Origin of the sequence: Crossiella sp. SN42 (assembly GCF_023897065.1) — a bacterium.
Classification (GTDB): Bacteria; Actinomycetota; Actinomycetes; order Mycobacteriales; family Pseudonocardiaceae; genus Crossiella.
On the sequence record NZ_JAMHIV010000030.1, the window covers coordinates 75,596 to 101,311 of the forward strand.

General features: G+C 70.8%; 17 protein-coding genes and 1 pseudogene. 6 read left to right on the plus strand and 12 right to left on the minus strand.

What is annotated here, in order from left to right; all coding sequences use genetic code 11:
* Positions 1-9: 9 nt before the first annotated feature.
* The 6 genes from M8C13_RS31945 to M8C13_RS31970 all read right to left on the minus strand — a co-directional run bounded on the left by M8C13_RS31945 (position 10) and on the right by M8C13_RS31970 (position 10,001).
* Positions 10-2,433 (minus strand): glycoside hydrolase N-terminal domain-containing protein, encoded by a 2,424-nt coding sequence (locus tag M8C13_RS31945; protein WP_252484480.1) that lies wholly within the window; start codon positions 2,431-2,433, stop codon positions 10-12.
* 58 nt (positions 2,434-2,491) lie between these two features.
* The gene (locus M8C13_RS31950; protein WP_252484481.1) at positions 2,492-3,628 is read right to left on the minus strand and encodes a non-reducing end alpha-L-arabinofuranosidase family hydrolase; all 1,137 of its coding nucleotides are present in this window, start codon (positions 3,626-3,628) and stop codon (positions 2,492-2,494) included.
* Between the two features lie 37 nt (positions 3,629-3,665).
* The gene (locus M8C13_RS31955) at positions 3,666-4,661 is read right to left on the minus strand and encodes an endo-1,4-beta-xylanase (protein ID WP_308202879.1); all 996 of its coding nucleotides are present in this window, start codon (positions 4,659-4,661) and stop codon (positions 3,666-3,668) included.
* 83 nt (positions 4,662-4,744) lie between these two features.
* A complete protein-coding gene (locus M8C13_RS31960; protein WP_252484482.1) occupies positions 4,745-6,052 on the minus strand; it encodes a glycoside hydrolase family 43 protein in 1,308 nt (435 codons plus the stop codon).
* A gap of 78 nt (positions 6,053-6,130) precedes the next feature.
* Positions 6,131-7,735 carry a glycoside hydrolase 43 family protein gene (locus tag M8C13_RS31965; protein ID WP_252484483.1) on the minus strand — a complete coding sequence of 535 codons (1,605 nt, stop codon included), beginning with the start codon at positions 7,733-7,735 and terminating at the stop codon, positions 6,131-6,133.
* A gap of 19 nt (positions 7,736-7,754) precedes the next feature.
* Positions 7,755-10,001, minus strand: a complete 2,247-nt coding sequence (locus M8C13_RS31970) for a ricin-type beta-trefoil lectin domain protein (protein WP_252484484.1) — start codon at positions 9,999-10,001, stop codon at positions 7,755-7,757.
* A gap of 485 nt (positions 10,002-10,486) precedes the next feature.
* On the opposite strand from M8C13_RS31970, the gene M8C13_RS45600 reads away from it, so the two are divergent.
* Both M8C13_RS45600 and M8C13_RS31980 read left to right on the plus strand, forming a co-directional pair.
* Positions 10,487-11,194: a FadR/GntR family transcriptional regulator gene (locus tag M8C13_RS45600; protein ID WP_252484485.1), complete on the plus strand. Its 708-nt coding sequence runs from the start codon at positions 10,487-10,489 to the stop codon at positions 11,192-11,194.
* A 66-nt stretch (positions 11,195-11,260) separates the two neighbouring features.
* Positions 11,261-12,148: pseudogene (locus M8C13_RS31980) on the plus strand (PHB depolymerase family esterase); the annotation flags it as partial.
* Between the two features lie 72 nt (positions 12,149-12,220).
* Here the strand turns inward: M8C13_RS31980 and M8C13_RS31985 are convergent.
* From M8C13_RS31985 to M8C13_RS32005, 5 genes are read right to left on the minus strand one after another with little or no spacing between them, the layout of a single operon-like run.
* A complete protein-coding gene (locus M8C13_RS31985; RefSeq protein ID WP_252484486.1) occupies positions 12,221-14,596 on the minus strand; it encodes a ricin-type beta-trefoil lectin domain protein in 2,376 nt (791 codons plus the stop codon).
* A gap of 41 nt (positions 14,597-14,637) precedes the next feature.
* A complete protein-coding gene (locus M8C13_RS31990; protein ID WP_252484487.1) occupies positions 14,638-16,551 on the minus strand; it encodes a hypothetical protein in 1,914 nt (637 codons plus the stop codon).
* 8 nt (positions 16,552-16,559) lie between these two features.
* Entirely contained in the window at positions 16,560-17,426 is an 867-nt protein-coding gene (locus M8C13_RS31995) for a carbohydrate ABC transporter permease (RefSeq protein ID WP_252484488.1), read from the minus strand.
* Positions 17,416-18,285, minus strand: coding sequence for a carbohydrate ABC transporter permease (locus tag M8C13_RS32000; RefSeq protein ID WP_252484489.1), 870 nt, complete (start codon positions 18,283-18,285; stop codon positions 17,416-17,418). Before M8C13_RS32000 ends, M8C13_RS31995 begins: the two co-directional genes overlap by 11 nt.
* Positions 18,282-19,568: an ABC transporter substrate-binding protein gene (locus M8C13_RS32005; RefSeq protein WP_252484490.1), complete on the minus strand. Its 1,287-nt coding sequence runs from the start codon at positions 19,566-19,568 to the stop codon at positions 18,282-18,284. The genes M8C13_RS32000 and M8C13_RS32005 overlap by 4 nt, the downstream gene beginning before the upstream one ends.
* A gap of 187 nt (positions 19,569-19,755) precedes the next feature.
* Here M8C13_RS32005 and M8C13_RS32010 point away from each other — a divergent pair, with 187 nt between their 5' ends.
* A complete protein-coding gene (locus M8C13_RS32010) occupies positions 19,756-20,499 on the plus strand; it encodes a FadR/GntR family transcriptional regulator (RefSeq protein WP_252484491.1) in 744 nt (247 codons plus the stop codon).
* A gap of 58 nt (positions 20,500-20,557) precedes the next feature.
* Complete coding sequence (locus M8C13_RS32015; RefSeq protein WP_252484492.1) at positions 20,558-21,562, plus strand: LacI family DNA-binding transcriptional regulator; 1,005 nt, start codon at positions 20,558-20,560, stop codon at positions 21,560-21,562.
* Here M8C13_RS32015 and M8C13_RS32020 read toward each other — a convergent pair.
* Positions 21,555-23,783, minus strand: coding sequence for a glycoside hydrolase N-terminal domain-containing protein (locus M8C13_RS32020; protein ID WP_252484493.1), 2,229 nt, complete (start codon positions 23,781-23,783; stop codon positions 21,555-21,557). The two genes, M8C13_RS32015 and M8C13_RS32020, sit on opposite strands and share 8 nt — an antisense overlap.
* A gap of 110 nt (positions 23,784-23,893) precedes the next feature.
* Between M8C13_RS32020 and M8C13_RS32025 the strand changes: the two genes are divergently transcribed.
* Both M8C13_RS32025 and M8C13_RS32030 read left to right on the plus strand, forming a co-directional pair.
* A complete protein-coding gene (locus M8C13_RS32025; protein WP_252484494.1) occupies positions 23,894-24,139 on the plus strand; it encodes a hypothetical protein in 246 nt (81 codons plus the stop codon).
* Positions 24,140-24,312: 173 nt separating this feature from the next.
* Positions 24,313-25,668 carry a helix-turn-helix transcriptional regulator gene (locus tag M8C13_RS32030; protein WP_252484495.1) on the plus strand — a complete coding sequence of 452 codons (1,356 nt, stop codon included), beginning with the start codon at positions 24,313-24,315 and terminating at the stop codon, positions 25,666-25,668.
* Positions 25,669-25,716: the final 48 nt, after the last annotated feature.

Below are 25,716 nucleotides of genomic sequence, written 5' to 3' on the forward strand. Positions count from 1 at the left end.
GCTGGGTTGTCAACGCGCGGTCGCGCGATAGGTGTGGCCTGCCTGGGCGGTGAACTCGACCAGGTCCGGCTCCGGTCGCCGGGGCTGAACCTGGACACCGCCGGTCTCGTCGCGGAGCTCGAAGCCGCCGGTGAACATCCGGCTGCGGACCCGCACCGCGCCATCGCGGTCGGGGGTGACGGAGAGCTGCTCGATCCGGCCGCCGCGCCAGGCCGCGCCGACCGTGTGCCCGCCGCGCCCGCGCAGTCCCTGGACACTGCCGGCGGGCCAGGCCGGTGGCAGTGCGGGCAGCAGGTGCAGCTCGCCGTTGTGGCTGTGCAGCAACATCTCCGCGATGCCCGCGGTCGCGCCGAAGTTGCCGTCGATCTGGAACGGCGGGTGCAGGTCGAACATGTTGGGCGCCAGCCGTTCCGGCGTCACCAGGTCGCGGATCAGCTGGTGCGCCCGGCCGCCCTCCTCCAGCCGCGCCCAGAAGTTGATCTTCCAGGCGAGTGACCAGCCGGTGCCCGCGTCACCGCGCAGCTCCAGGGTCCGGCGGGCGGCGGCGAACAGCTGGGGCGTGCCGCGCTTGGTGATCTGGTTGCTGGGGTGCAGGCCGTACAGGTGCGAGACGTGCCGGTGGTTCGGCTCGGTCTCCACCCAGTCGTAGAGCCATTCCTGGACATTTCCGCGCGAACCGACCTTCATCGGGGCCAGCCGGGCCCTGGCGGCCTGCGCCTGCCCCCGGAAACCGGCGTCCACGCCGAGCACCTCGCCCGCGCGCACGCAGCCGTCGAACAGGTCGCGCAGGATCTGGGTGTCCATGGTGGGACCCGCGCACACACTCGCGTTCGGGTGGTGCTGGAGCTCCGGTGAGTTCGACGGGTTGGTCACCAGCGACCCCAGCCTCGGCTCCGGCACCAGGGTGTCCAGGAAGAACTGGGCCGCGCCCTTCAGCGCGGGATAGTTGGCCCGCAGGAACTCCACATCGCCGGTGAACCGGTAGTGCTCCCAGATCAGGGTGGCCAGCCAGGCGCCGCCGGTCTGCCACATGCCCGCGAGCGCGAAGTCCACCACCGAGGCGCCCCGCCAGCCGTCGGTGTTGTGGTGGGTGACCCAGCCGCGCGCCCCGTACTGCACCTGCGCGGTGCGGGCTCCGGTGACCGTGAGGTCCTTGATCAGCTCGAACACCGGCTGGTGGCACTCGGCGAGGTTGGTGGTATGGGCGGGCCAGTAGTTCATCGGCAGGTTGGCGTTGATGGTGTACTTCGACTCCCACGGCGGGTTCAGCTGCTCGTTCCAAATTCCTTGCAGGTTGGCCGGTTGGGTGCCCGGCCGCGAGGAGGAGATCAGCAGGTACCGGCCGTACTGGAACAGCAAGGCGGCGAACTGCGGATCGGCGACCGCGTTGTGCCGCACGATCCGCACGTCGGTCGGCTGGTCGGCCGCCGCGGTCCGGCCGAGGTCGATCGTGGTGCGCCCGAACAACTTCCGGTAGTCCGCGACGTGCCTGCTCCGGAGGGTGTCGTAGGCGACGCCTTGCGCGGCAACAAGATTCCGCCGGGCGATGCCCTGGTAGTCGCCGTTGACGGTGCGGTAGTTGACGTAGCTGGTGCCGATCGAGATCAGCAGCGTCACGCTGGTGGCGCCGGCGACCCGCAGCGTGCCGCCGGAGCTGCTGGTGCTGCCGCCCTCCACGACGGCCTTGGCCAGTGCGAGGAACCTGACCGCGCCCGCGATGCCCCGCTGGTCACCGGAGCGACCGTCCAGGGCGATCGTGGTGCCGTCGGGACTGGACGCGCTCGCCCGCTGCGGGGTGCTGAACGAGGCCGAGAACGAGATGGAGCCGGGCTTGTCCGCGGTCAGGCGCACCGCGATCACCTGGTCCGGCGCGCTGGCGAGCACCTCCCGCCGGTGCCGCACGTTGTTCACCAGGTAGGTCGCCACGGTGGTGGCGGTGGTCAGGTCCAGCCACCGCTGGTAGCCGGAAACCCCGCTGCCACCGGGAAAACCGATCCGGAGGTCGCCGACCGGCTGGTAGGCCAGCTGGCCCGCCGGGTTGCCGAGCATGGTCCGGTTGATCAGGTCCTGGGCCCGCGCCCACTGGTCCTGGAACACCAGCCGCCGGATCTCCGGCAGGGCCGCCGCGCCCTGCGGGTTGCTGTAGTCGTGCGGGCCGCCCGCCCACAGCGTGTCCTCGTTGAGCTGCAACCGCTCGGTGTCGGGGTTGCCGAAGACCATCGTGCCGAGGCGGCCGTTGCCCACCGGCAGCGCGCGCAGCCAGTCCGCGCCGGCCGGTTTGTCGTACCACAGCGCCAGATCGTTGATCGCGCGCACTTCCGCGGGCGCGACCGACCCGGCCCGGGCCTGCGCGGTCCACGCGGCGGAGGCCAGCGTGGCTCCCACGCCTGCCGCGCCGAGCTTGAGCGCCTGCCGCCGCGTCACATCCGACATCTCGATCCTCCTGGGTGGCCGCCGCCCCGCACGCCGCGCGGGGCGGCGGCCGGCTCGGTCAGCAGGTTGAGTTGGTCTGGGTGAGCAGCCCCATCCGCCAGGGCAGCCGGATGTACTCACCACCCGCCCTGGGATCCATGCCCTGGTACACGTACTGCAATCGGCACGGGTTGATGGTCAGCGTCTGGTCGTTGTTCGCCCGCACCAGCTCGCCGTGGCTGATGTCCTGGGTCCAGGCGCCGCCGGGGAAGCTGACGTTGTTCCGCCCGGCGAAGGGCTGGTTCTCCGTCGCTGCCAACGGTGTCCACCTGCCGGTGAGGCTGGGCGAGGTGAAGGACCGGAGGTAGCGCCGCCCGGTGGAGCCGATCGCCTCCTGGATCAACAGGTACTGGTCCCGGCCGGCGACCTTGTACACGTTGGTCGCCTCGAACAGCGCGAACTTCGAGTCCGACATGACGATCTGGGTGTTGCCGAACCCGTTGGGGAAGTTCGCCAGCGAGGTCTGGGCCCGGTAGATGTGGCCGTTGTTGTCGCTGAAGAACAGGTAGCAGTTCGCCGAGTCGCAGATGACCCAGAAGTCGATCCACTGGCCGTCGCCCTTGTTCTGCTGGACGATCGGCGGTTCCTGGGCGATGAAGGTGCGCGGCGCCGACCAGGACCGGGGATCGGCCGGGTTGGTGCTGGTCGAGTAGGTGGGCGGGGCGGTCTGGTAGACCAGGTACCACAGGTTCTTCGGCGCGAAGTGGAACAGCTGCGGCGCGGCCCGGTACCCGCGGCCGATCGCCGAGGAGGTGTCCAGGTAGGTGTGCCGCGCCGAGGCGGCCTGGGACCAGTCGTTGAACGCGTACTGCACCAGTCCCCAGCCGGACGGGCTGGCCGTGGTCGCGTAGACCAGCCACTGGTTGTTGTGCCGCACCACGGAGAAGTCCTTGACCGCCAGCGCGCCGGAGTGCTGGGCGTCCGGCTTCGGGCCCGCCAGCACACCGCTGGAGGACCACCGGAAGTTCGACGGCAGGTTCGCCAGGGACTTGTCGCCGCCGGGGTTGGTCACCTGCTGTCCTCCCTGGGGTTCCGGGCTGGCCGCCCGCGCCTCGGTGGGACTCGCTCCGGCCAGCAGACCGACCAGCAGGGCGGCCACCGCGGCCACCGCCGTGGGCAGCCTGTTCCGTCTCCGGGTTCTGGTCATGCCGAGCATGTGCGTCTCCTTTCTGAAGGTTCGCGCCCTCGGGGAATCACCGTCGGTTGTTCAGGGCCGCGAGCGTCGCCTCGTAGGCCGGCTTCTTGTTGCCGCCCCGGTCGAACAGCAGCGGGTTCTCGTTCGCGCGCCAGGAGTCGCTGTCCCTGATGCCCCAGACGGTGATGCCGGTGCACCTCGGCACGCTCAGGCAGGCCCGGACCGTGTTGCCATAGGCATTCGGCGCGGCCTGCGCGATGTCCAGCTCGGTGAGCTGCACGTCGACACCGAGGGCGGCGAAGTTGGCCAGTGTGGTGCGGAAGCTGCCGGGCGCGCCGCCACTGCCGAAGTGCGCCTGCAGGCCCACGCAGTCGATCGGCACGCCACGGGCCTTGAAGTCGCGGACCAGCCGGTAGACACCCTGGGTCTTGGCCGCGTTCCAGTCCTCGATGTTGTAGTCGTTGTAGCAGAGCTTCGCACCGGGATCGGCGGCGCGGGCGGTGCGGAAGGCCTGCTCGATGAACCCGTTGCCGAGCACGTCGCGGAACACCGAGGGCCGGAGCTGGCCGCTGCCGCCGTCGGCGAAGGCCTCGTTGACCACGTCCCAGGAGTGGATCTGGCCGCGGTACCGGCCGGCCACGGCGTTGATGTGGTTGTTCATCACCCCGCGCAAGGTGTTCGCGTCCCGGATGCCGTTGACCCAGCCGGGCAGCTGCGAGTGCCAGACCAGGGTGTGGCCGCGCAGGCGCTGGCCGCGGCTGCGCGCGTGGTTGACGATCCGGTCGGCCGCGCCGAAGGTGAAGTTGCCGCGGGAGGGCTCGGTGGCGTCCCACTTCATCTCGTTCTCGGAGGTGACCGAGTTGAACTCTCGGTTGAGGATGTTCGTGTACTGGCCGTCCCCCAGCCTGCCCGCGGCCACCGCGGCGCCGAAGTACCGGCCGCTCTGGGCCGCCGAGGCGCCCAATGTGCTTGCCGCGTGGGCCATCCCGGGTAGCACGGCCACGGTGGCGGCAGCGGTGAGCGTCACCGCCGCGGCCCGAGTGAGCGCTCTCATCCAGCGACGGGGCGGAGCGGGAGCCGGAGTGGACATGGGTGGTCCTTTCTCGTGGTGCGGATTGCTTGCTGGGCTGGAACCCCTCACGCGGTGAACTGCCACCAGTTCAGGTTGAACAGGTAGCCGCTGCCGCCGGTGAACCGCAGGTGCAGATCCTGCGTCCCGGTCGCGCCGCTCACCGGGCAGGACACCGTGGCCCAGTTCTGCCAGCCACCGGTGCCGGGCACCGCGCACCGGCCGACCAGCGTGCCGTCCGGCCCGCCGAGCCGGAGCTCGATGGCGCCACCGGCCGCGCCCGAGGCCACCCGCGCGGTGAAGGAGCGCGCGCCGCCGCCGAAGGCGACGCTCTTGACCTTGATCCAGTCGCCGTTCTCGATCCAGCCGACGTTCATCCCGCCCTCGCTGGCGCGTTCGGTCTCGATGCCCGAACCCCACGCGATCGTCTCGGCTTCCTGGCGGGCAAAGGGGTTCAGCACATCAGCGGGCGGCGGACCGGCCGTGGTCATGGTCATGGTCGGGATCGAGCCGTCAGGGTTGTAACTGAACTTCTCCACCGCGACCGAGCGGGTGTAGCCGCTGCCGCCGGGCAGCGCGCCGTTGTGGTAGAAGAAGTAGCTGCCGCCCTTGAAGTCGATCAGGCCGGGGTGGTTGGTGAAGCTGCGGCCCTGGGTCGGCATGACCGTGCCCCGGTAGGTCCACGGCCCGGTCGGCCCCGGCGCGGTGGAGTAGGCGATGTGCTCGGAGCAGCACTTCGCGGCGTAGACGTTGTAGTACAGGCCGTTGCGCTTGAACACCCACGGCCCCTCCTCGTACAGGGTCGGCCGGTTGGGGTCCCCGGTGCGCGCGCCGAAACCCGCTGGAGTAAGGGGAATCCGGGTGGGACCACTGCCCGCGTAGGACACCATGTCGGCGTTGAGCTTGACGTACCACAGGTTCGGGTTGCCCCAGTACAGGTAGGCCTGGCCGTCCTCGTCGATGAACACGCTCGGGTCGATCTCGCCGTTCTCCACCAGCGGCCGCCCGATGGCGTCCCGGAACGGCCCGGTGGGACTGTCGGAGACCGCGACCCCGATGGCGTACCGGCCGGTCGCGCGGCTGGTCACCGGGACGTACCAGTAGAACTTGCCGTTGCGGTACACCGCCTGCCCGGCCCAGGCGTCGGAGCGGGCCCAGCTGAACGTGGCCAGGCTCAACGGCGAACCGTGGTCGGTCCAGTTCACCATGTCCGCCGAGGACCAGACCCGCCAGTCCTTCATGGTGAAGGTGGTGGAGCCGTCCTCGTCGTGTCCGGTGTAGAGGTAGACCCGGCCGTCGTGCACCAGCGGCGCGGGATCGGCGGTGTAGACGTGCTGGACGATGGGGTTGTCCGCGCTGGCGACGGCGGGTGACATCGCCAGCAGGCATGCGACAGCCAGGAGTGCCAAGCGTTTCACGATGACGCCTTCCTTCGACGGTCCAGCGGGAAGGGGTTACGGGGTGGTCAGCTCGAAGCGCTGGAGGGTGACCGCGCCGCCGAGTGACTGGGTGGCGTGGTTGAAGATGGCGAACCGGTAGCCCATGAAGAAGGTCCAGTTGTGGTTCAGGGTGAACCCGGGTCCGAGCGGGATGAAGTTCACCCCGTCGGTGCTGTAGGAGAAGCGGGCCTGCCTGCCCGCGCTGGGCCGGACGTCGGCGTTGGCACGCAACCAGATCCGGCTGCCGCCGAAGCCCGCGCTCGCCGCCTCGCGGCCGGTGCCGGTGGTGTTCCAGCTGCCGTCCATGGTGAGCCCGTTGACCATCACCACGCGGTTGCGGCCGCCTTCCCGCTTGACCCCGATCCAGGCCGAGGAGTCGCGCAGCATGGCCAGCCCGGTGCGGTCACCGTCCCGCATGCCCGAGAGGTCCAGTGTGATCGTCGCGGTCGAGCTCGGGCCGGTGATGCGGTGGGTCAGGGTGTTGCGCGCGGAGTACAGGTCGTTGGTGACCGTCGCGGTCCGCAGCCGCAAACCATTGCTGGCAGACCACTTCGTGTCGTCGGGGTTGTGGTTCCACTCCCACTCGGGGCCGAGCCCGGGGCCGGGGAAGGTGTCCACGCCGAGCATCGGTTTCAGCGGGCGCGACGGCAGCTTCGGGAACGGGTAGCTCTTGCCCCACGCGCCGTTGACGGTCTGGATCCGCGGCCAGCCGTCGGCGGTCCAGGTCACCGGCGCGAGCACCGGCACCCGGCCGCCGGGATAGGCGTCGACGAAGGCCAGGTAGTGCCAGTCGCCGTGCTGGGTCCGCACCAGGCCGCCCTGGTGCGGCACGCCGCCGCCCTGGATCGGGCCCGGCAGGTCCAGCAGCAGCTGCTGGATCGCGTACGGCCCGAAGGGTCCGTTGGTCGACTTCAGGATGTACTGCCCGTTCGCCGGGCGGGTGAGGAAGATGTAGTAGTCGTTGCCGCGCTTGTAGAACCTGGCCCCTTCCAGGGTGCCGATGTTCGGCGGGGTGCTGAACACCTGCTGCGAGCGCACCTCGGTCCGGCCGTCCGGCGACAGCTGCGCGACGCTGATGTTCTTGTTGCCGTAGGCCACGTACATCGTGTCGTTGTCATCGATCAGCAGACCGGCGTCGTAGTAGCACTTGTTGATGGTGGTGTGCCGCTGCCACGGCCCCTCGACGGTGGCGGCGGTGTAGATGTGCGTCTTGTCGAAGTCGATACACCCGCCCCAGTAGAAGGTGTTGTTGCTCTTGCGGTGGTTGAGGAAGGAGGCCCAGACACCTCGGACGTAGCCCCGGCCGCCGTTGAGGTCGTACTTGGCGCCGAAGTCCAGTTTCGGCACCGAGTGGCCTGCCACCTCCCAGTGCACCAGGTCGTAGGAGCGCAGGATGGGCGCGCCCGGCGAGTAGTGCATGGTGGAGGCCGAGTAGTAGTAGGTGTCGCCGACGCGGATGATGTCCGGGTCCGCGAAGTCCTGCCACAGCACCGGATTGTTGTACGTCGCGCTGGGCTGGGGCACGGGGTTGGCGGGGGCCGCGCCGGTCATGCTGACCAGCAGGCTGAGGGTGGCCGCGATCGCTAGCACCGCGCTGCGCAGTCGTCGTTGACGTGACATCACACTGGCCCTTCCCGGGTTACGCGCGAGCCCACTTCTGGTCGGGTTGGTTGTTGCAGCTCCACAGCACCAGCCGCGACCCGTTGGCGGTGGCGGCCTGGTTGACGGCCAGGCAGAGTCCGGAGTGGACGTTGGTGACCGACCCGTTGGCGTTGAGGGTCCACTTCTGGTTGTCCTGACCGTTGCAGGGCCAGGTGAGCACCCGGGTTCCGTTGGCGGTGCCCCGGTTCTCCGCGTCCAGGCACTTGTCGCCGAAGACCCGGACCTCGCCGCCCGCCCACGTCGTCCACAGCTGGTTCGCCGCGGTGTGGCAGTCCCAGATCACCGCGGCCGCACCGGATGCGGTGGAGCCGTTGTCGACGTCCAGGCAACGGCCCGACCCGCCACGCAGCCGCGAAGTCGTACTGGCCAAGGGGGTTCCGCCGGAGACCCGGTACACCGCGACGCCGTGTGCGGGCACGTTCGCGCTGAGCTGGCCGCTGCTGCCGGAGGTGGCCCCGGTCCACAGGTCGGTCAGCGTGAACGATCCGCCGGCGAGGCCGATCTGCGCGGCCGTGGTGCTGACCGTGGCCGCCCCGCCGCCGCGGTTGAACAGGCCGACCGCCACCGAGCCGTCGGCCAGCGGCTTGGCGAAGACCTCGGTCGCGCCGTCGTCGCGGACCCGCCTGCCACCGAGGCCGAGGCGGTCCTGGTTCACCGCGATCAGCCGCGAGTTGCGCAGGATCGCGCTGACGTCGGCGGACATGGTGCGGATGTCGTTGCCCGCCATCAGCGGCGCGGCCATCAGCGCCCACAGCGCGAAGTGCGCGCGGGACTCGGTCAGCGACAGCCCTGGCCTGCCGACCACCAGCATGTCGGGGTCGTTGAAGTGGCCCGGCCGGTTCTGCGCGGCCAGCGGGGCGTTGATGTCGACCACGTTGCCGACGCCCATCGGGTAGCTGTTGACGTTGCCGTTCTGCCAGATGTCGAGCAGGTCCTCGGTGGTCCGCCACAGGTCGGCGACCTGGCCCCAGTCGTACTCGTCCCCGGTGATCGCGTGGAAGCTGTTCGGGTTGATGCTGTAGACGATCGGCCGCCCGGTGGCGCGCAACGCGTCCCGCATCAGCCGGAACCGGGCCACCTGCTCGTCCCGGCTGCCCTCCGGCGAGCACCAGTCGTACTTGAGGTAGTCCACCCCCCAGGAGGCGAAGGTGCGGGCGTCCTGGGCCTCGTGCCCCTTGCTGCCGGTCTGTCCCGGGTAGTTGCCCACGCGCTGGGCGCAGGTGCGCTCGGTGGGCACCTGGTAGATGCCGAACTTCAGGCCCCGGCTGTGGATGTAGTCGCCCAGCGCCTTCATCCCGCTCGGGAACTTGGCCGGGTTGGCCCGCAGGTTGCCCTGGGCGTCGCGCTGCGGGTCGAACCAGCAGTCGTCGACCACCACGTACTGGTAGCCCGCCGTGCGCATGCCCGAGCTGACCATCGCGTCGGCCGCCTGGCGGACGGTGGTCTCGTTGACGTTGCAGCCGAAGCTGTTCCAGCTGTTCCAGCCCAGCGGCGGGGTGGCCGCCGGGTTGTCCGCGGTGGGTGTGCCGGACTCGCCTGCGCTCTCCGGTGCCGCCCGCAGCGCGCTGAACCAGGCCGCGGCCATCTTGTCGTGGCCCGCCGCGCTCGGGTGGATGCCGTCGTAGAGGTCAGCGGGACGCAGCGCGGCGTGCATGTCGACCATGCGCACCCGCTTGCCCGCGTTCACTTTGGCCCGCACGATGCCAGGGATCTTGGCGTTGAACGCGCGCACGTTCGCCTCCTGGCCGGGGTTGGCCAGCGGGATGATCGTGGCGACGAGCACCTCGGCGGCTGGTGCGGCCGCGGTGATGCGATCGAGCAATGTGGACAGTCGTGACGGCGCGTTCGGCAGGTCGCGGTTCTGCAGCACGTCGTTGGTGCCGATGTGCAGCAACACCGTGCGCGGGGTGTGCCTGCGCAGCCAGCCGGTGACGTTGGCCTCGATCTGGTCGATCCGCCAGCCGGGATGCCCCTCGTGGTCGCGGTCCCCCAGACTGGATGGCCCGTTGGCCAGCGAGCCCACGAAGTCCACCCGGTGCCCCGCCCCGGTCAGCCGTCGCCAGAGCCCGGTCCGGTACGCGCCGGGCACGGCGACGCCCTCGGTGATCGAGTCACCCAGCGGCATCACCCGCAGGTCGGCAGCTGGTGCGGCGGGCGCGGCGCTTGCCGGGACACCGGCGAGCACCCCCGCGGCCAGCAGGGCGGGGACGAGGACGCCCAGCACCCGCGCCACACGTCCGGGAACAAACGATTTACCGCGCATGAGAACCCCAATAGGTTCGTACGAGCCGTAATACAACGTTAATGAAAACGCTAACATGACGCTACCCGAGGAAACAATGCGTCCATTCCGGGGACCCCATTCGACACCGTGGTCGAATTCATCGAACAGGCTCGTCAGACGGCCCATTTACGGTTCCAGAACGGGATTTCCGGCATTTCGAAACGACAACGTCCCGAGCATTCACCGCTAATCCGAAACAGGGCAATGCCGCGACAATCCCGACCGCTGGGTCAGTGTCGCGTTCCGGTAAATCGGTGGGCCACCCGGCTGGTCACGCCGGTGGCGCTGCTCGGTTCGTGGACTCCTTCGCCGCCAGCGGTGCGGACCGCAGACAGCATATGTATGTATAGAATAAGCGGGCCGGATCGTCCAGTCACTACTTCAGTCGGTAGCAGACGTCATATGTCTGGCCCTACGGTTGAGGCGTGTCCCTCACCGACGAGGCGATCGCCCGCATCCGCGCGCTGATCCAGTCCGGGAAGCTGCCCCCCGGCGCGAAACTGCCACCTGAACAGCAGTTGGCCGCCGAACTGGGCATCTCCCGCAGTCCCATGCGCGAGGCGGTCAAGGCATTGGCCGTCACCCGGGTACTCGACGTGCGCCGCGGTGACGGCACCTACGTCACCAGCCTCGCCCCGGCCGTCCTGCTCGAAGGACTCGGCCTGGCGGTGGAGCTCATGCAGGACAACACCTTGCTCGAACTCACCGAGGCACGCAGGTTATTCGAGCCAATTGCCACCGGACTCGCCGCCACCAGGGCCACTCCCGCCCATCTCGCCGAGATCCGCGGCCACCTCGACGCGATGCACGCGGCCAGGGAGGACGTCGAGCTGCTGAACAAGCACGACGCCGCCTTCCACCGCGCGGTGGTCGCGGCCACCGGCAACGAGACCCTGACCACGATCATCGACGGCATCTCCAGCAGCACCCTGCGCGCCCGGGTGTGGCGCGGCCTGGTCGAGGCCGGTTCCGCCGACCGCACCCTGGCCGAGCACGACGCCATCTACGCCGCACTCGTCGAAGGCGATGCCGCCCTCGCGCAGGCGGCGGCCCTCATGCACGTCAGCACCACCGAGCGGTGGCTGCGCCAGGCGCACGAGGCGAGCCAGGCCGCCGTCTCCGCCGAGGAGTAGCACCGCACGAGGGCGTCACCTGCGCACCGGACCCTGCCCCGCACACCGGAGAACAGGAGCACACCCATGCGACCGGGCAACTCTCGTCCACGGCGGTGGAAGTTGATCGCCGCCACCGCCACCCTCACCCTGGCCTGCGCCCTACCCGCCGCCGCGGCCGAGGCCACCCCCGCGGCCCCCGCCGGCTGTGGCACCGCGCCCACGTTGACCAGCGGCACGCACACGATCCGCAGCGGCAACAAGAACCGCTCGTTCATCCTGCGGCTGCCCGACAACTACGACCAGAACCGCCGCTACCGGTTGGTCTTCGGGTTCCACTGGCGGGGCGGCACCGCCCACGACGTCGACTCCGGCGGGTCCGACGGCTACAACTGGTCCTACTACGGGCTCCGGCGGCTGGCCAACAACAGCGCGATCTTCGTTGCGCCACAGGGCATCGGCAACGGCTGGCCCAACTCCGGCGGCGAGGACGTCACCTTCGTCGACGACCTGGTCCGCCGGCTCGACGGCGGCCTGTGCGTCGACCAGGGACAGCGCTTCGCCCTGGGCTTCAGCTACGGCGGCGGCATGAGCTTCTCACTGGCCTGCTCCCGGCCGAACGTCTTCCGCGCGGTCGCGGTCTACTCGGGCGCGCAGCTGAGCGGCTGCGCGGGCGGCAACCAGCCCGTGGCGTACATGGGCATCCACGGCATCTCCGACTCGGTGCTCAACATCGGCGCGGGCCGCGGGCTGCGGGACCGGTTCGTCCGCAACAACGGCTGCACCGCGCAGAACCCACGCGAGCCAGGACCGGGCAGCCGGACCCACATCACCACCACCTACTCCGGCTGCCGGGCCGGATACCCGGTGGTGTGGGCCGCTTTTGACGGCGGGCACACCCCCGGTCCCATCGACGGGTCCACCGGCCAGGGCTGGCGAACCTGGACCTCCGGCGAGGTGTGGCGGTTCTTCACCAGCGGCGCGGTCCAGCGCTGAAACCTGGTGCGGGCGAACGGGGTGCGGGCAGTCCGCACCCCGTTCGCTTTGCTAGGACAGGGTCCACTGCTGGTTGCCGCCGCCGTTGCAGGTCCACAGCGTGACCTTGGTGCCGTTCGCGGTGCCGCTGCCGCTGACGTCCAGGCACAGCCCGGACTGCACGCCGGTGGCCGAACCGTTGGCGTTGAACCGCCACTGCTTGTCCGCTCCCCCGTCGCACGGCGCGATCACCACCGGGGTGCCCGCGGCGGTCTGGTTGTCCTTGGCCGCCATGCACCTGGTGCCGCCGTGCACGGTCAGCTGACCCGACGCGGTCCGCGTCCAGACCTGGCCGGTCGCGCCGGCGCAGCCCCGGATCTGCACCTGGGTGCCCGGCGTGGTGCTGTTGTTCGCCACCTCAAGGCACTTGCCCGCGGCCAGCGCGAGCACGTTTCCGGTGCTGGGCCGCAGGGCGGGTTCGATACCGGCCTGGGCCATCACCCGCTGCGCCTCCACCGGCCAACTGCCGGTCACCTGGACGTTGCCGCGCAGCACGTTGTGGTGCGGCGCGCCGGTGGCCACCCTGGTGGTGCCGGTGTTGTACCAGTTCCGGTCGAAGACGTTGTCGCTGGTGTTGTTGGTGGCGCTGGCGTTGGTGAAGGCCCAGACCCCGCTGTCGATGACCACGTTCTGCGCCACCGACACCGAGCGCGAGCCCTCGTCCAGGTACAACCCGATGGTGCTCCGGTTGTCGTAGACCAGGTTGTGGTCGATCGAGCCGCCGGGGTTGGCGGAGAGGTTGTAGAGGCTGCCGCCGTCGTGCAGGGACTTCTTGGTGCCGTGCACGACGTTGTACCGGACCACGGTCTCGCGCAGCGTGGTCGGCGTGGTGTACACCGGCTGGTAGTCGTACAGGCCGCGGTTGCGGTAGTCCTGGCTGCCGCCGGGATCGTTGGCGCCCCAGCCCCAGCCGACGTCGATGCCGTCGTAGGCGAGGTTGGACACCTCGTTGTGCTCGATGACCGCGCGGGTGACGTAGGTGGACAGGATGCCAGCCATGTCCTTGTAGTCCTTGGCCACCTCGGTCACCAGGTTGTTCTTGATGGTGATGTCCTTGTTCACCATCGCCGGGTTGGCCGGGTGGTGCGCGTCGGGCCGGACCCCGCCGACCACGATGCCGCCGCCGGAGAGGTTGGTGAAGGTGTTGCGCGAGATGGTGATGCCGGAGGCGCCCAGGCCGACTCCGCTCTGGTGGGCGTTGGCGTCGTTGCCGATGCCCAGCCCGACCTGGCCGAGGTGCCGGAAGGTGTTGCCGGTGAAGGTGATCCCGGTGGCGGCCGAGACCTGCACGGCGGCGGGCACCTGGCCCCAGCCGTTGCGCGTGGCCTCGAACTGCCGGCAGCCCGACTGGCAGGAGGTCAGGTAGTCGGCGGGCATCTGGTGGGTGGTGGTGATGAACGTGCCGCTCTGCTGGTTGGCGTAGCCGACCGAGGTGCCCGGCTGGAGCCAGGTGGTGTGCTCGAAGACCAGGTCCCGCACGGTGATGTTGCGCACCGGGTCGGCGTGGCTGCCGCTCATCCGCACCAGCGAGGTCAGCCGGGGCAGCACGATGTCGCGGCCTGCCGGCGACTGGCCCGCGGCCGCCTTGTAGTAGAGCCGTCCGGCCGCCGGGTCCAGGTACCACTGGCCCGCGGTGCGCAGGAACGAGTAGGCGTTGTGCAGCGTCAGGCCGCCACCGGCGAAGGGCTTGGCGAGGGTGTCGTAGCCCCAGTTGTTGTTGCGCCAGGCGGGTTGCTGCATGGTGATGGTGGTGCCGCTGATGCTCTGCACCGGCGAGAAGCGGTCGGTGAAGGAGTTCAGGCTCTCCAGCTCGATCCGGTTCTGCTGCGGCAGGGTGGCCAGGTAGTTCAGCGCCGGGTTAGTGATCGTCATGCCGGTGGTGGTGATCTGCACGTCGTCGCGGGAGATGCCGATCGAGGCGCGCGGCGCGAGCGTGCCGTCCACGTAGAGCTGCCGGGAGTCCACGCCCCTGGGCACCGGCGCGACCCAGATGTTCGCCGCGGAGTCGTGCGCTGTCCAGCCGGTCACCGGTTCCCCGCCGGAGACCCGCGGGGTGGCGCCGGGTAGGGCCTGCCAGGTGACGGTGTGGCCGTTGCGGCCGGAGTCCGCGCTGGTGAAGGTCAGCGGGCTGGCGAGCCGGTGCACCCCGTCGGCCAGCTCCACCACCACGTCGGTCCGGCCGGCGTGGGCGCGGGCCAGTTCCTGGGCCTTGGCGAGGGTGGCGACCGGCCGGCCGCGCTCACCCGAGTTGCGGTCGTCACCGCCGGGGGCGACGACGATCCGGGTGACCGCGGCCTCGGCCGCCTGGGCGGGAGCGGCGAGCAGCGTCGCCCCGGTGAGGGTCGCCGCGAACAGCGCGGCGACCACGGGTCTGGTGCGGACGGGCATGGGTCGTTCCACCTTTCCGGAGAACGGGCTTGGCAAAGCGGTCAGGAAGCCGGGGGCGGCGCGTCGAACGGGGTCCGGTACGACGGCGGCCGGTCGCGCAGGTCCAGGCGCAGGGTCAGCCGGACCCGGGTGGAGCGGGGCAGCTCCACCCCCAGCCACGGACCGTTGACCTCCACGGCCGCCGAGGTCACGACCGGCTCGCGGTGTCCGTGGTCGTAGAGGTCGCCGATCCAGGACGGGTCCGTGCAGACGGTGTGGCAGACCGAGCGGATGGTGTGCTCGGCGAAGGCCCCGGCCTGCACCACAACGGAACGGGTCGCCGCCGGATCGAGGTTGACCAGCTCCACCGTGGTCGCCGCCGGGTCGATGCTGGACACCAGCGCCGCCACCGAGGGCGGCAGTCCGGGCCGCAGCGCCTCGGCGTCGTAGTAGCGCACCCGCGCCTGCGGCAGGCCGCCGTTGTAGATGACCTGGGGAGCGCCCCAGGTGAGCTGCACCAGCGCCTCGGTGACCACCGGGTTCGCCTGCTGCCACAGGTGGATGTCCGCTTCGGCGACCTCGACGTCGCGGTAGCGCTCCATCCGGGCCAGCCGGTGCCGCACCTGGGCCTGGGCCGCGGCCAGGATCCGCTCCGGGTACGCGGGGTTGTCCCCGGCGAGGTAGGCCAGCCAGGGCTCCTCGTGCCCGGACTCCTCCTTGTTGCGGAAGGGTCGCACGGTGCGCCAGTCGTGCCCGGCGGCCGCGCGCAATCGTTGGAGGCGTTCCAGGTCGGCCGGTGCGGCGGAGTGGTGCCACAGCGCCGTGGGCACCGCCATCAGCACCGGGTTGTAGTCGAACCAGCCACCGTCGGCGTGGCGCAGCGGCACGTGCAGGGTGGGCGTGTGCACGTCCTCGCCCAGCTGCGCGACCCACCTGGCGGTCAGGCTGGAGTCCGCCTCGGTGCAGGCCATGGTCTTGCCCTGGTTGATGCCCTCGTCCAGGGCGGGCCGGACCAGGTCCAGGAAGGACTCCTCGCCGGTGGCCGCGACCGCGGCCAGCGCGGCGACCATGGCGGCCTGTCCCACGCTGTACCAGCCGTGCGGCCAGGACCAGCCGTAGTGCCCGCCGTACCAGCGGCCGTCCAGCAGCCCGCCGACCGTGCCGTCGGGGGCGACGTTGTCGGGGAGGATGCCGCCGTTGGCCTCGGCCCGTTCCCGCCAGGCCCCGACGTACTCGGCGATCCAGTCCCGGTAGCGCTGTTTCCCGCTCAGCAGCAACGCGTTGAGCACCAGCCCGGCGGCGGCCAGGTTGACCGCGGTGTCCCCGACGGCCAGCCGCAGGCGCATCTGCTCGCCCAGCCGCGGGTCGGGGTTTCCGTTGCCAGGGGCGGGAATCCAGTCCAGCGGGAAGCCGTACCGGCGGGCTTCCTCGGGCAGCCAGGGATAGGCGTCACCGTCGAACAGGCCGGTCCGCTGGGGGTCGCTTCCGTTGTGCGGGCTGCGGATGATGCGGTGCTCGGGGTCGTAGTTGCCGTGCGCGGGGTCGACGTAGAGCTCGGCGAAGCGCAGCGCCCGCTCGGCCCAGCGGCCGGGCGCGGCCATGCACAGGAAGTAGAACAGCAGCAGGCTTTCACCCTGGTGGAACCAGTCGTAGCCGCGCTCGTACTCGTCCTGGAGCATGCCCAGCTCGGTCAGCTGCCTGGTGACCCCCTCCCAATGCCATTCGGCCGCGTCCAGCAGCTCCAGCGACCCGCCGAGCAGGTAGAGCTGGGGCCAGTTGAAGAACGTCTCGTAGAAGTCGTCCACGCCGTCGCGCGAGCTGAGCCGGTCCGGGTAGACCAGCTCCCCGTCCAGGCCGGTGAAGTCGTCCTCGAACCGCCGCCAGGCGTGTTCGAGCAGGGCGAACAGCTCTCGCTGGGCGATGGCCCAGGTCGGTGGTTCGAGCAGGGGGACCGAGGCGATGATGACGGGGTACATCCGCGAGTTCACTCCTTGGTCGCGCCGGCCAGCATCCCGGCGACCAGAAATCGTTGGGAGAACAGGAAGACGAGCAGCACCGGGGTGATCGCCACCAGGGTCGCCAGCGCCAGTTGCGGGCGCTGCACCGCCAGCTCGCCGACGGTCGGGTTGAACTGGGGGACGTTGTTCAGCAGCTCGCCGAGACCGACCTGGACCGGGAACTGGTCGCTGGCGGGCAGCAGGACGTAGGGCAGGAAGTAGTTGGTCCAGTTGGCCACGAAGCTGAAGAACCCGACCAGTGCGACCACCGGCGCGGCCAGTGGCAGGGCGACCCGGCCGAACACGCCGAGCTCCGAGCAGCCGTCCAGCCTGGCCGCGTCCAGCAGCTCCCTCGGCAGGGCGGTGCTGAAGAAGATGTAGGCCAGGTACACACCGAAGGGGTAGAACGAGTACGGCAGCACGATCGACCACATCGAGCCGATCAGGCCGACCGCGTTCAGCTCCAGGAACAGCGGCACCACCAGCGTCGCGCTGGGCATGAGCATCACGACCAGGGTGACCGCCAGCAGGGTGCGCCTGCCGCGGAACTCGGTCAGCGCGAGCGCGTACCCGGCGGGCACCGCCACGCACAGGGTGATGACCAGGGCGAGGAAGGAGTACAGCGCGGAGTTGCCCAGCCACCGGAAGATCACGTTGTCCTGGAAGGCGGTCAGCGCCGCCCAGTTGTCTGCCAGCGCCTGCCAGGAGCCGAAGGACAGCGGGTGGTCGCGCACCAGCTGTTCGTCGGTCTTGGTGGCGGCCAGCACCAGCCAGAGCACCGGGAGGGCGAAGAAGAGCAGGAAGAGCGCGAGCACCAGCGAGGGCAGCGGGTTGCGCCGCAGGTCAGTCGGCATCGAAGAACCTCGATCTGGCGACGAACACGCCGGCCGCGACGAGCCCGGTCAGCAGCAGCCCGACCGAGATGGCCGCGGCGGCGCCGATGTCGTTGTGCTGGAAGGCGAACTCGTAGGAGAGCTGGTTGAGCGAGTAGTCCCGGCCCGCGACCCCGACACTGGCCTGGGACAGCAGCTGCGGCTCCACGAACAGCTGGGTGCCGCCGGCGAAGGCGAGGATCATCATGTAGACGATCCACTTGCGCAGCAACGGGAGCTGGATGTGCCGCGCGGTCTGCCAGGCGCCCGCGCCGTCGATCCGTGCCGCCTCCAGCAGGTCGGCGGAGATGGTGTTCAACGCCCCGTACATCACCACGATCCACCCACCCGCGCCGGTCCAGAACGCGATCAGGGTGAACAGGATCGGCAGGTGCTCCAGCGCGACCACCTGGCCGAAGGTGTCGAACCCGAAGGCGCGCAACAGGAAACCGACCGGGCTGACCGCGGGGTCGAGCAGGAACAGCCAGACCAGCACACTGGCCGAGCCGGCCAGCGCGCCGGGCAGGTAGTACAGGAAGCGCAACGACTTGCTCAGGCCGCGGGAGCTCACCCGGTGCAGCAGCAGCGCGAGCACGACCACGAACACCACCAGCGAGACCAGCCAGAAGACCAGGTACAGCGCCACGTGCCCGACCGCGGCGGCGAACCGGAAGTCGCTCGCGGCGGTGACGAAGTTCGCCAGGCCGACGAACGCGCCGTCGGCGTCGGTGAAGGCGAAGTAGATCGCGTAACCGGTTGGCAGCACACCAAAAGCGAGCAGCAGCACCACGTACGGGGCGACAAAACCGTGGCCCGCGCGCCAGCGCACCCCGGCGGTCATGAGCTGACGTGGTAGCCGTCGGAGCGCGCGTGGTCGGCGATCGCCTTCTGCCACTCCGGCAGCATCGAGACGATGGTCTTGCCCGCGTTCAGCCCCGGCGTCACCGTGGCCGCCCAGATCGCCTCCTGGCTGAACTGCCCGTAGCCCCACCCCGCCCACACCTGGCCCGCCGCGGCTTGCAGGGGCGCGGCGATGTCGTTGGCGTAGTAACCGGACGCGGCCTGCTTGGCCAGCCAGGCCTCGGCCGCGGGCCGGTACGCGGGATAGCCGGGGCCGAGCTGGCCCTGGTAGTCCGCCGAGGTGGTCACCCAGGTCAGGAAGTCGGTGGCGGCCTTGACCTTGGTGCTGTGCGCGGACAGCAGCCAGGTCCCGCCGCCGACGTTGCCCGCCGAGGGGCTGGGGTCACCGGCCCACTGTGGCATCGGGGCGACCGCGATCTGGCCGGGCGGCACCTTGAACGTGCCCTGGAACAGCGAGCCGCCGTACCACGCGGGGCCGGGCATCATGAGGATCTTGTCGGCGTGGTTCTTGCCGAAGTCGGAGCTGAACACGCTGCTGGTGGACAGGGTGCCGTTCTTGATCAGCGTGTCCAGCAGCGCGGCCATCCGGGTGCACTGCTGGCCGGTGGTGTTCACGGTGACCTGCTTGGGCCCGGTGATCTGGTTGGCGCCGCACTTGCCCGCCCACAGGTAGATCTCCGGGGTGAACGTGTCACCGGCGGAACCGACCAGGTAGCCGGGGTGTTCGGCGGCGACCCGGCGGCCGAGCTCCTCGTACTGCTCCCAGGTGGCGGGGACCTGGTAGCCCCACTGCTTCAGCAGGGCGGCGTTGTACCAGAGCACCGTCTGGGACAGGTCGTTGCGCAGGCAGTACAGCGTGCCCTCGACCACGCACGGGTCGTTCGCGCCGGGCGCCCAGCCGTCCAGCAGCGACTGCGGGATCGCCCCCTTGTTCAGCGGCGCGGCGAACTTCGCCGGCACGGCCCAGGTGGCCTCGTTGTTCTGCGAGCTGAAGACCACGTCCGGCCAGCCGCTGCGGGTCCGGTTGAACAGGCTCACCTTGGTCTGCAGGTAGTTCGAGCCGTTCGCGCCGCCGTCGTAGGTGACGATGTCCATCGGCACCGAGGGGTTCTGCTTCTGGTACAGCTGCGCGGCGGCCAGGCGCGTGGAGTCCACCCACACCGTCAACGCCTGCTGAGCAGCCGTGCCACCGCCGTTGCCGCAGGCGGTGGCGGCCAGCACGAGTGCGGCCCAGCCGGCCAGCCACGCGAGCTTCGCTGTCATGAGCTACTCCCCAGAATGTGTCTGACTCATTGCGGACCTGCTGACCGGCTCGTGCGGCATAACCGCCGCTTGTGTCATACATAGGAGTCGCAGTGTGACCATCAGGTCAAGATATGAGTCTGATTTATACCCCGCGCACCTCAACCTCGGGCAGACTTCTTCCTGGTGGTCCCACGGGGTAGGAGGCATGCGGGTGGACAATGCGGCACGTCCGGAGGCCGGTTCGTACAAGCCCGGTTACGAGCTGGTGGCCGAGCGGATCCTGGAGCTCATCGCCGAGCTGGAGCTACAGCCAGGCGACCGCATGCCCACCGAGAACGAGCTGGCCACCCGGCTGGGCTCCAGCCGGACCGTGGTGCGGGAAGCGGTCAAGATCCTCTCCGCGATCGGCCGGGTCAGGGCGCAGAAGGGCAGGGGGCTCTACGTCGCCGACGACGACGGGATGCTGGGCTCGGCGCGCTGGGGCGGGTTCTTCCTGCCCACCGACCTCGACCACGTCTACATGCTCTTCGAGTTCCGCCGCATCCAGGAGACCGCGGCCAGCAGGCTCGCCGCCACCCACGCGACCCCGGCCGAGCTGCGTGCCATCGCCGCCGCCGCCGAGATGTGCCGGCAGGGCCACCTGACCGGGCAGTCCGAGCTGTTCGACCGCGGCGACGAGGACTTCCACCTGGGCATCGCCGCCGCCGCGCACAACCACTTCCTGGTCGCCTCGGTGCGCGAGGCCCGCCGCCTGCAACGCCAGTCCCACGTGATCGGCCTGCGCGGCAGCCTCGGCGGGCACGCGGCCGAAGCCGTCGAGGAGCACGCCGCGATCTACCAGGCGATCCGGGACGGCGATCCGGAGGCCGCGGCCCATGCGACGGGAGTGCACCTGGACAACACGCTCGCCGACTACCGCCGCGAGATCCAGCGCCGAGTCTTCGGCTGACCCCGCCGCGGGGCACTACGATGCCGGGCAGGCAACCGGCGTGGCGCGAAGGGCGGGCATGATCACCATCAAAGAGGTCGCCCGCCACGCCGGGGTCTCCACCAGCACCGTCTCCTACGTGCTCAGCGGGAAGCGGGCCATCTCCGAGGCGACCAGGCGCCGCGTGCAGCGCAGCATCGCCGCGCTCGGCTACCACCCCAACGCCGGGGCCCGCGCGCTGGCCTCGAACCGGTCCCAGGTGCTCGGCCTGGTGGTGCCGCTGCGGTCCGGGCTGAACATGCCGGTGATCATGCAGTTCGTCTCCGCGATCGCCTCGGCCGCGCGCGCCCACGACTACGACGTGCTGCTGCTGACCAACGAGGCGGGCCCTGGTGAGGCGCACCGGGTCACCGCGCGGGCGATGGCGGACGCGATCATCGTGATGGACGTGGAGAGCGCGGATCCGCGGGTGCCCGAGCTGCGCGCGGTGGACGCGCCGGTGGTGCTGATCGGCATGCCCGACGACCACGACGGGCTCAGCTGTGCCGACCTGGACTTCGCCGCCGCGGGCCGGCAGCTGGCCGCCCACCTCGGCGAGCGCGGCCACCGCTCGATCGCGCTGATCGGCTCACCGCCCGCGGTGTACGAACGGGGCACCAGCTACGCCGCGCGCCTGCTGGCCGGGTTCGAGGGCGAGGCAGGCAAGCGCGGCCTGACCGCCTCCGCGCACCCCTGCTCCCCCGCCTACGACGCGGTGGTGCGGTGCCTGGACGAGGTGCTGGCTCCCGGCCGCGCGGTCACCGGTCTGGTGGTGCACAACGAGGCGGTGTTGGGTTCATTGCTGCTGGAGCTGCGACGCCGGTCGCTGCGGGTGCCCGAGGACCTGTCGGTGATCACGCTGTGCCCGGACGAGGTCGCGGAGAACCAGTCCGTCCCGCTCACCTCGGTCGCCATTCCGGTGGACGAGCTGGGCGCGATGGCGGTGGAGATGGTGATGTCCCGGCTCGGCCAGGAGCACCCGCCGGAGGTGCGGCTGCTCCAGCCCCGGCTCACCGATCGCGGCAGCACCGCCGCCCTCAGCTGAGCGCGGTCAGCCTGCCGTCGAGCACCTGGTGGCCGCCGGGCCCCAAGCTCGCCAGGTGGTCCCGGTAGCGCACCGCGACCGGCGACCGGAGATCGTGCACCACCACCGTGGTCAGCTCGCCGTTGTCCCAGGCCAGATCCACGGTGACGCCGCCGGGTGCGCGCAGCCCCAGCACCGAACCGCGGGGCCAGGTCCTGGGCAGCGCGGGCAGCAGTCGCAGCTCGCCGGGATGGCTCTGCACCAGCATCTCGGCGATGGCCGCGGTGATGCCGAAGTTGCCGTCGATCTGGAACGGCGGGTGCGCGCAGAACAGGTTGCGGTAGACGCCGCCCTGCCCGCTGGCCACGGTGGCGTCGGCCAGGAACTGGGCGAGCAGCTCCGCGGCGCGGTCCCGGTCACCGAGCCGAGCCCACAGCGCGGTCTTCCAGGCCAGCGACCAGCCGGTGCCCGCATCGCCCCGCTCCAGCAGCGCCTGCCGGGCCGCCGCGGCCAGCGACGGGGTGCGCAGCGGGTCGATCCGCTGCCCCGGGTACAGGCCGACCAGGTGGGAGACGTGCCGGTGACCCGGTTCGGCGTCGGGCAGCTCGGCCGCCCACTCCAGCAGCTGACCGCGGGCGCCGACCGGCGGCGCGGGCAGCCTGCCCAGCAACGCGTCCGCGCGCGCCACCACCTCGTCCCCGGTCAGGCCGAGTGCTTTGGCCGCCGCGGCGAGGCAGCGGAACAGCTCCCAGGTCAGCGCCAGGTCCATGGTGGCGCCGACGCCCACCGCGGCCGGGTTGCCCGCGGCGTCGAGGTAGTGGTTCTCCGGCGAGGTCGACGGCGCGGTGGTCAGCCTGCCCTCGTGCTCGATCAGCCAGGCCGCGCAGAACTCGGCCGCGCCGCGGAGCACCGGCCAGGCCCGCTCGCGCAGCCAGTCCAGGTCGCCGCCGAACTCGAAGTGCTGCCACAGGTGCAGGCACAGCCAGGCGCCGGCCATCGGCCAGTTCGCCCACGCCGGATCGCCGGTGCCCTCGCCCACCGGGGTGGCCAGGCACCACGGATCGCTGTTGTGGTGGGCGGTCCAGCCGGGCGCGGCGTAGAGCGCCTTGGCCACCTGCTCGCCGTGGCCGGCCAGTCGTTCGACGAACTCCAGCAGCGGCTGGTGGCACTCGGGCAGCCCGGTGATCTCGGCTGGCCAGTAGTTCATCGGCAGGTTGATGTTGAGCGTGTAGTTGCCCCGCCACGGCGGCTCCACGTGCGGGTTCCAGATGCCCTGCAGGTTGGCCGGCAGCGTGCCCGGCCGCGAGCTGGTGATCAGCAGGTACCGGCCGAAGTGGAACAGCAGCGCGGCCAGCGCCGGGTCCCTGCGCGCGATCCGCTCATCGGTCGGCAGGTCGGGGGCCTGCCCGAGGTCCAGCCGCACCCGGTCGAACAGTTCCCGGTGCGCGGCAACGGCTTCCGCCCGCAACCGTGACCAGCCCAGCCGCCGGGCGTCCTCCGCGCGCGTGGTGGCAAGCCGGGCGCACTCGGCCGGATCCCGTTCCGGTTCGGTGTCCGGGCCGCGGTATCCCGCCTCGGTCGCCACGTACACCGTCACCGCGTCCGGCCCGTCCCGCTCGACCACGGTCGCCACCGCGTAGGCCATCCCGGCCACCCCGGAGAGCCCGGCAACCGCCCCAACGCCAAACCCGTTGCCGCCCAGGGCGTTCTCCAGCCCCACCGTCACCTGGACCGCGCTGCCAACCTCGGCCTGCACCCGCCAGGCCAGCACGTGCCGACCGGGATGGCACACCACTTCCCGTTGCACCCCAACGCCGCCGACCCGGTAGCTGACCGTCTGGACCCCGGTACTCAGGTCCAGCCGCCGCCGGTAAGCCGCGGCCGTCCGGTCCCACCCCGCCAGGCGCACGTCCAGCCACAGGTCGGCGAGCGGGAGGTAACGAGCGGTGTCCGGGCCCTGGACGGTCCGCAGCAGGGCATCCGCCCCCATCGCGTCACCGGCCAGCGCGAGCCGCCTGGCCCGCTCCACCACGGCCGGATCGCCCTGCGGCGGCCGCATCGGCCCACCGGTCCACAGCCGGTCGTCGTTGAGCTGGAGCAGCTCGCGGTCCACCCCGCCGAAGGCCATCGCGCCCAGCCGCCCGGTACCCAGCGGCAACGCCTCCTCCCAGACCTGGGCGGGCCGGCGGAACCACAGCACGGTGTCCCAGCCGTGCCGAGCCGCGTCAGCGCTGATGACCACGCCGCTACCGCCTTCTTGTCGAAGCGCTTCGATCCCAGATGAGGGTGAGAAGACGCTGCCATAACGTCATACGACAGTCAACAGGGCACGCCACGAGCCACCAGCTATCGATGCGTTTCGACCGCGATGCGCTCGGCGAGGCGGGCGGCATCGCCTCCGGCAGAACCGAGCAGCGCCGACCCGGCCGAGTGCTGCCAGGGCAGTCCGAGCACGTACAGGCCCGGCACGGGCGTCACGCCCCGATCCTGGCGGAGGTGGCCGTGTTCGTCGGCCGCCGGGACCGGTTGCTGGTGAACCTGCCGTCGTTCGTGCCGGTGCGCACCATGGTCGAGCTCATCGCCCAGCCACCGGGGTAGCGCTTCTGCTCGCGGGAACCACTGGCGGACAAGGGAATTCGAATCGAATCGAATCGAACTCCCTTGACAGCAACGAGTTTCCGCCACACTTCCACTGCACGGCCTACTGACACGGCCAACCGCGCGACGTAACCTCGGCCCGAGTTCTTCTCCCCGGCTGAAGGGAAGACGTCGTGCGGGGTCAGCAGGCGGCGACCGGCCGGGACCGGTTCGGCCGGGAGTTGCGGCGGTTGCGCGAGCGAGCGGGACTCACCCAGGTCCAGCTGGCCGCCCGGCTCGGCTACGACCACACGTATCTGTCCAAACTGGAGAGTGGCGCCCGCGCGCCCCGGATCTCCTTCGCCAGTGCGGCCGACGACCTGCTCAACGCCGGCGGCGCGCTGCTCGCGCTGGCCACCCAGCTACGGGCACGACGGCGTTCCGGTGGCGAGGCCGTCGCGGTGACGGCGCCGCTGCCCTGTCCCCCGCCCGCCGATGGCCCCGCCCAGCCGCGCCGGTCCCAGCGGGTCGAGCTGCCCGCCTACGGCGTGATGTGCCCGCTGCACGAGTCGGCCGGCTGCACGGTGACGGTGCCGGCCGCCGGGCTGGCGGAGGTGCTCCAGGAGGGGACCGGCACGGTGGGCGCGGCGACGGTGCACGGCTTCGCCGCCCTGCTGACCACCTACATCGAGGCGGATCTGGACTCGCTGTCCGCGGCCAGTCTGCCCTCGGAGGTGGAGCAGGCGCTGCGCGCCCTGATCGGGCTGGTGCCCAGAGCGCGGGGCGCGGTCGCGGTCGGTGTGCTGAAGCTGGCCGCCCAGTACGCCGACCTGGCGGGCTGGCTCAGGGTGGAGCGCGGCCAGCACGGGATCGGCATGGCCTGGCTGCACCGCAGCCTGGAATGGGCCTCGGCCTCCGGCCAGCACGGCACCGCCTGCGAGGCGCTGACCAACATGAGCGTGCTCGCCCTGATGGAGGGCGATGCCGCCACGGCACTGGAGTACGGCAACGCCGCGGCCGCGGTGGGCGGCGACCGCCGGTGGATCGCGGTGGAGGCCAACCTGCACCTGGCGCGCGGGCACGCCCTGCTCGGCGACCAGCGCGAGTTCACCAGGCTGGCCGACCAGGCGCGGCGCGCGGTGGCTCGGCTGGGCGAGCGGGACCGGGTCGAGGCGCCCTGGTTCCGTGACGCCGAGGGCGAGGCCTGGATCGCCTCGCACCTGGCGGCCGGCCTGCGGGACCTGGCCCAGACCACCGGCGACCGGGCGATCGCGGGCCGGGCGGTGCGGTTCGCGGAGACCTCGCTGGCGAATGTGCCCGCCCGGATGCACGGCAGCAAGCTGCTGCTGACCCTGCGCCTTGCCGACAGCCACGCCTGTGCCGGCGACCTGGACGCCGCCGTCGCCGTGGCGCGCCCGGTCATCCCCTCGGTGCTGACCGCCAGGACCACCCGCATCGACCACGAGCTCGACCGGCTTCGCGGCAGGCTCGGCGAACGCTCCGGCGAGTTGTTCGACGACCGTTCGGCCGGCCTGACATGCCGCCACTGACAGCTCCCAGTCGCGCAGCCGCGACGGCTTTTCGCCCCTCCGTGGAAG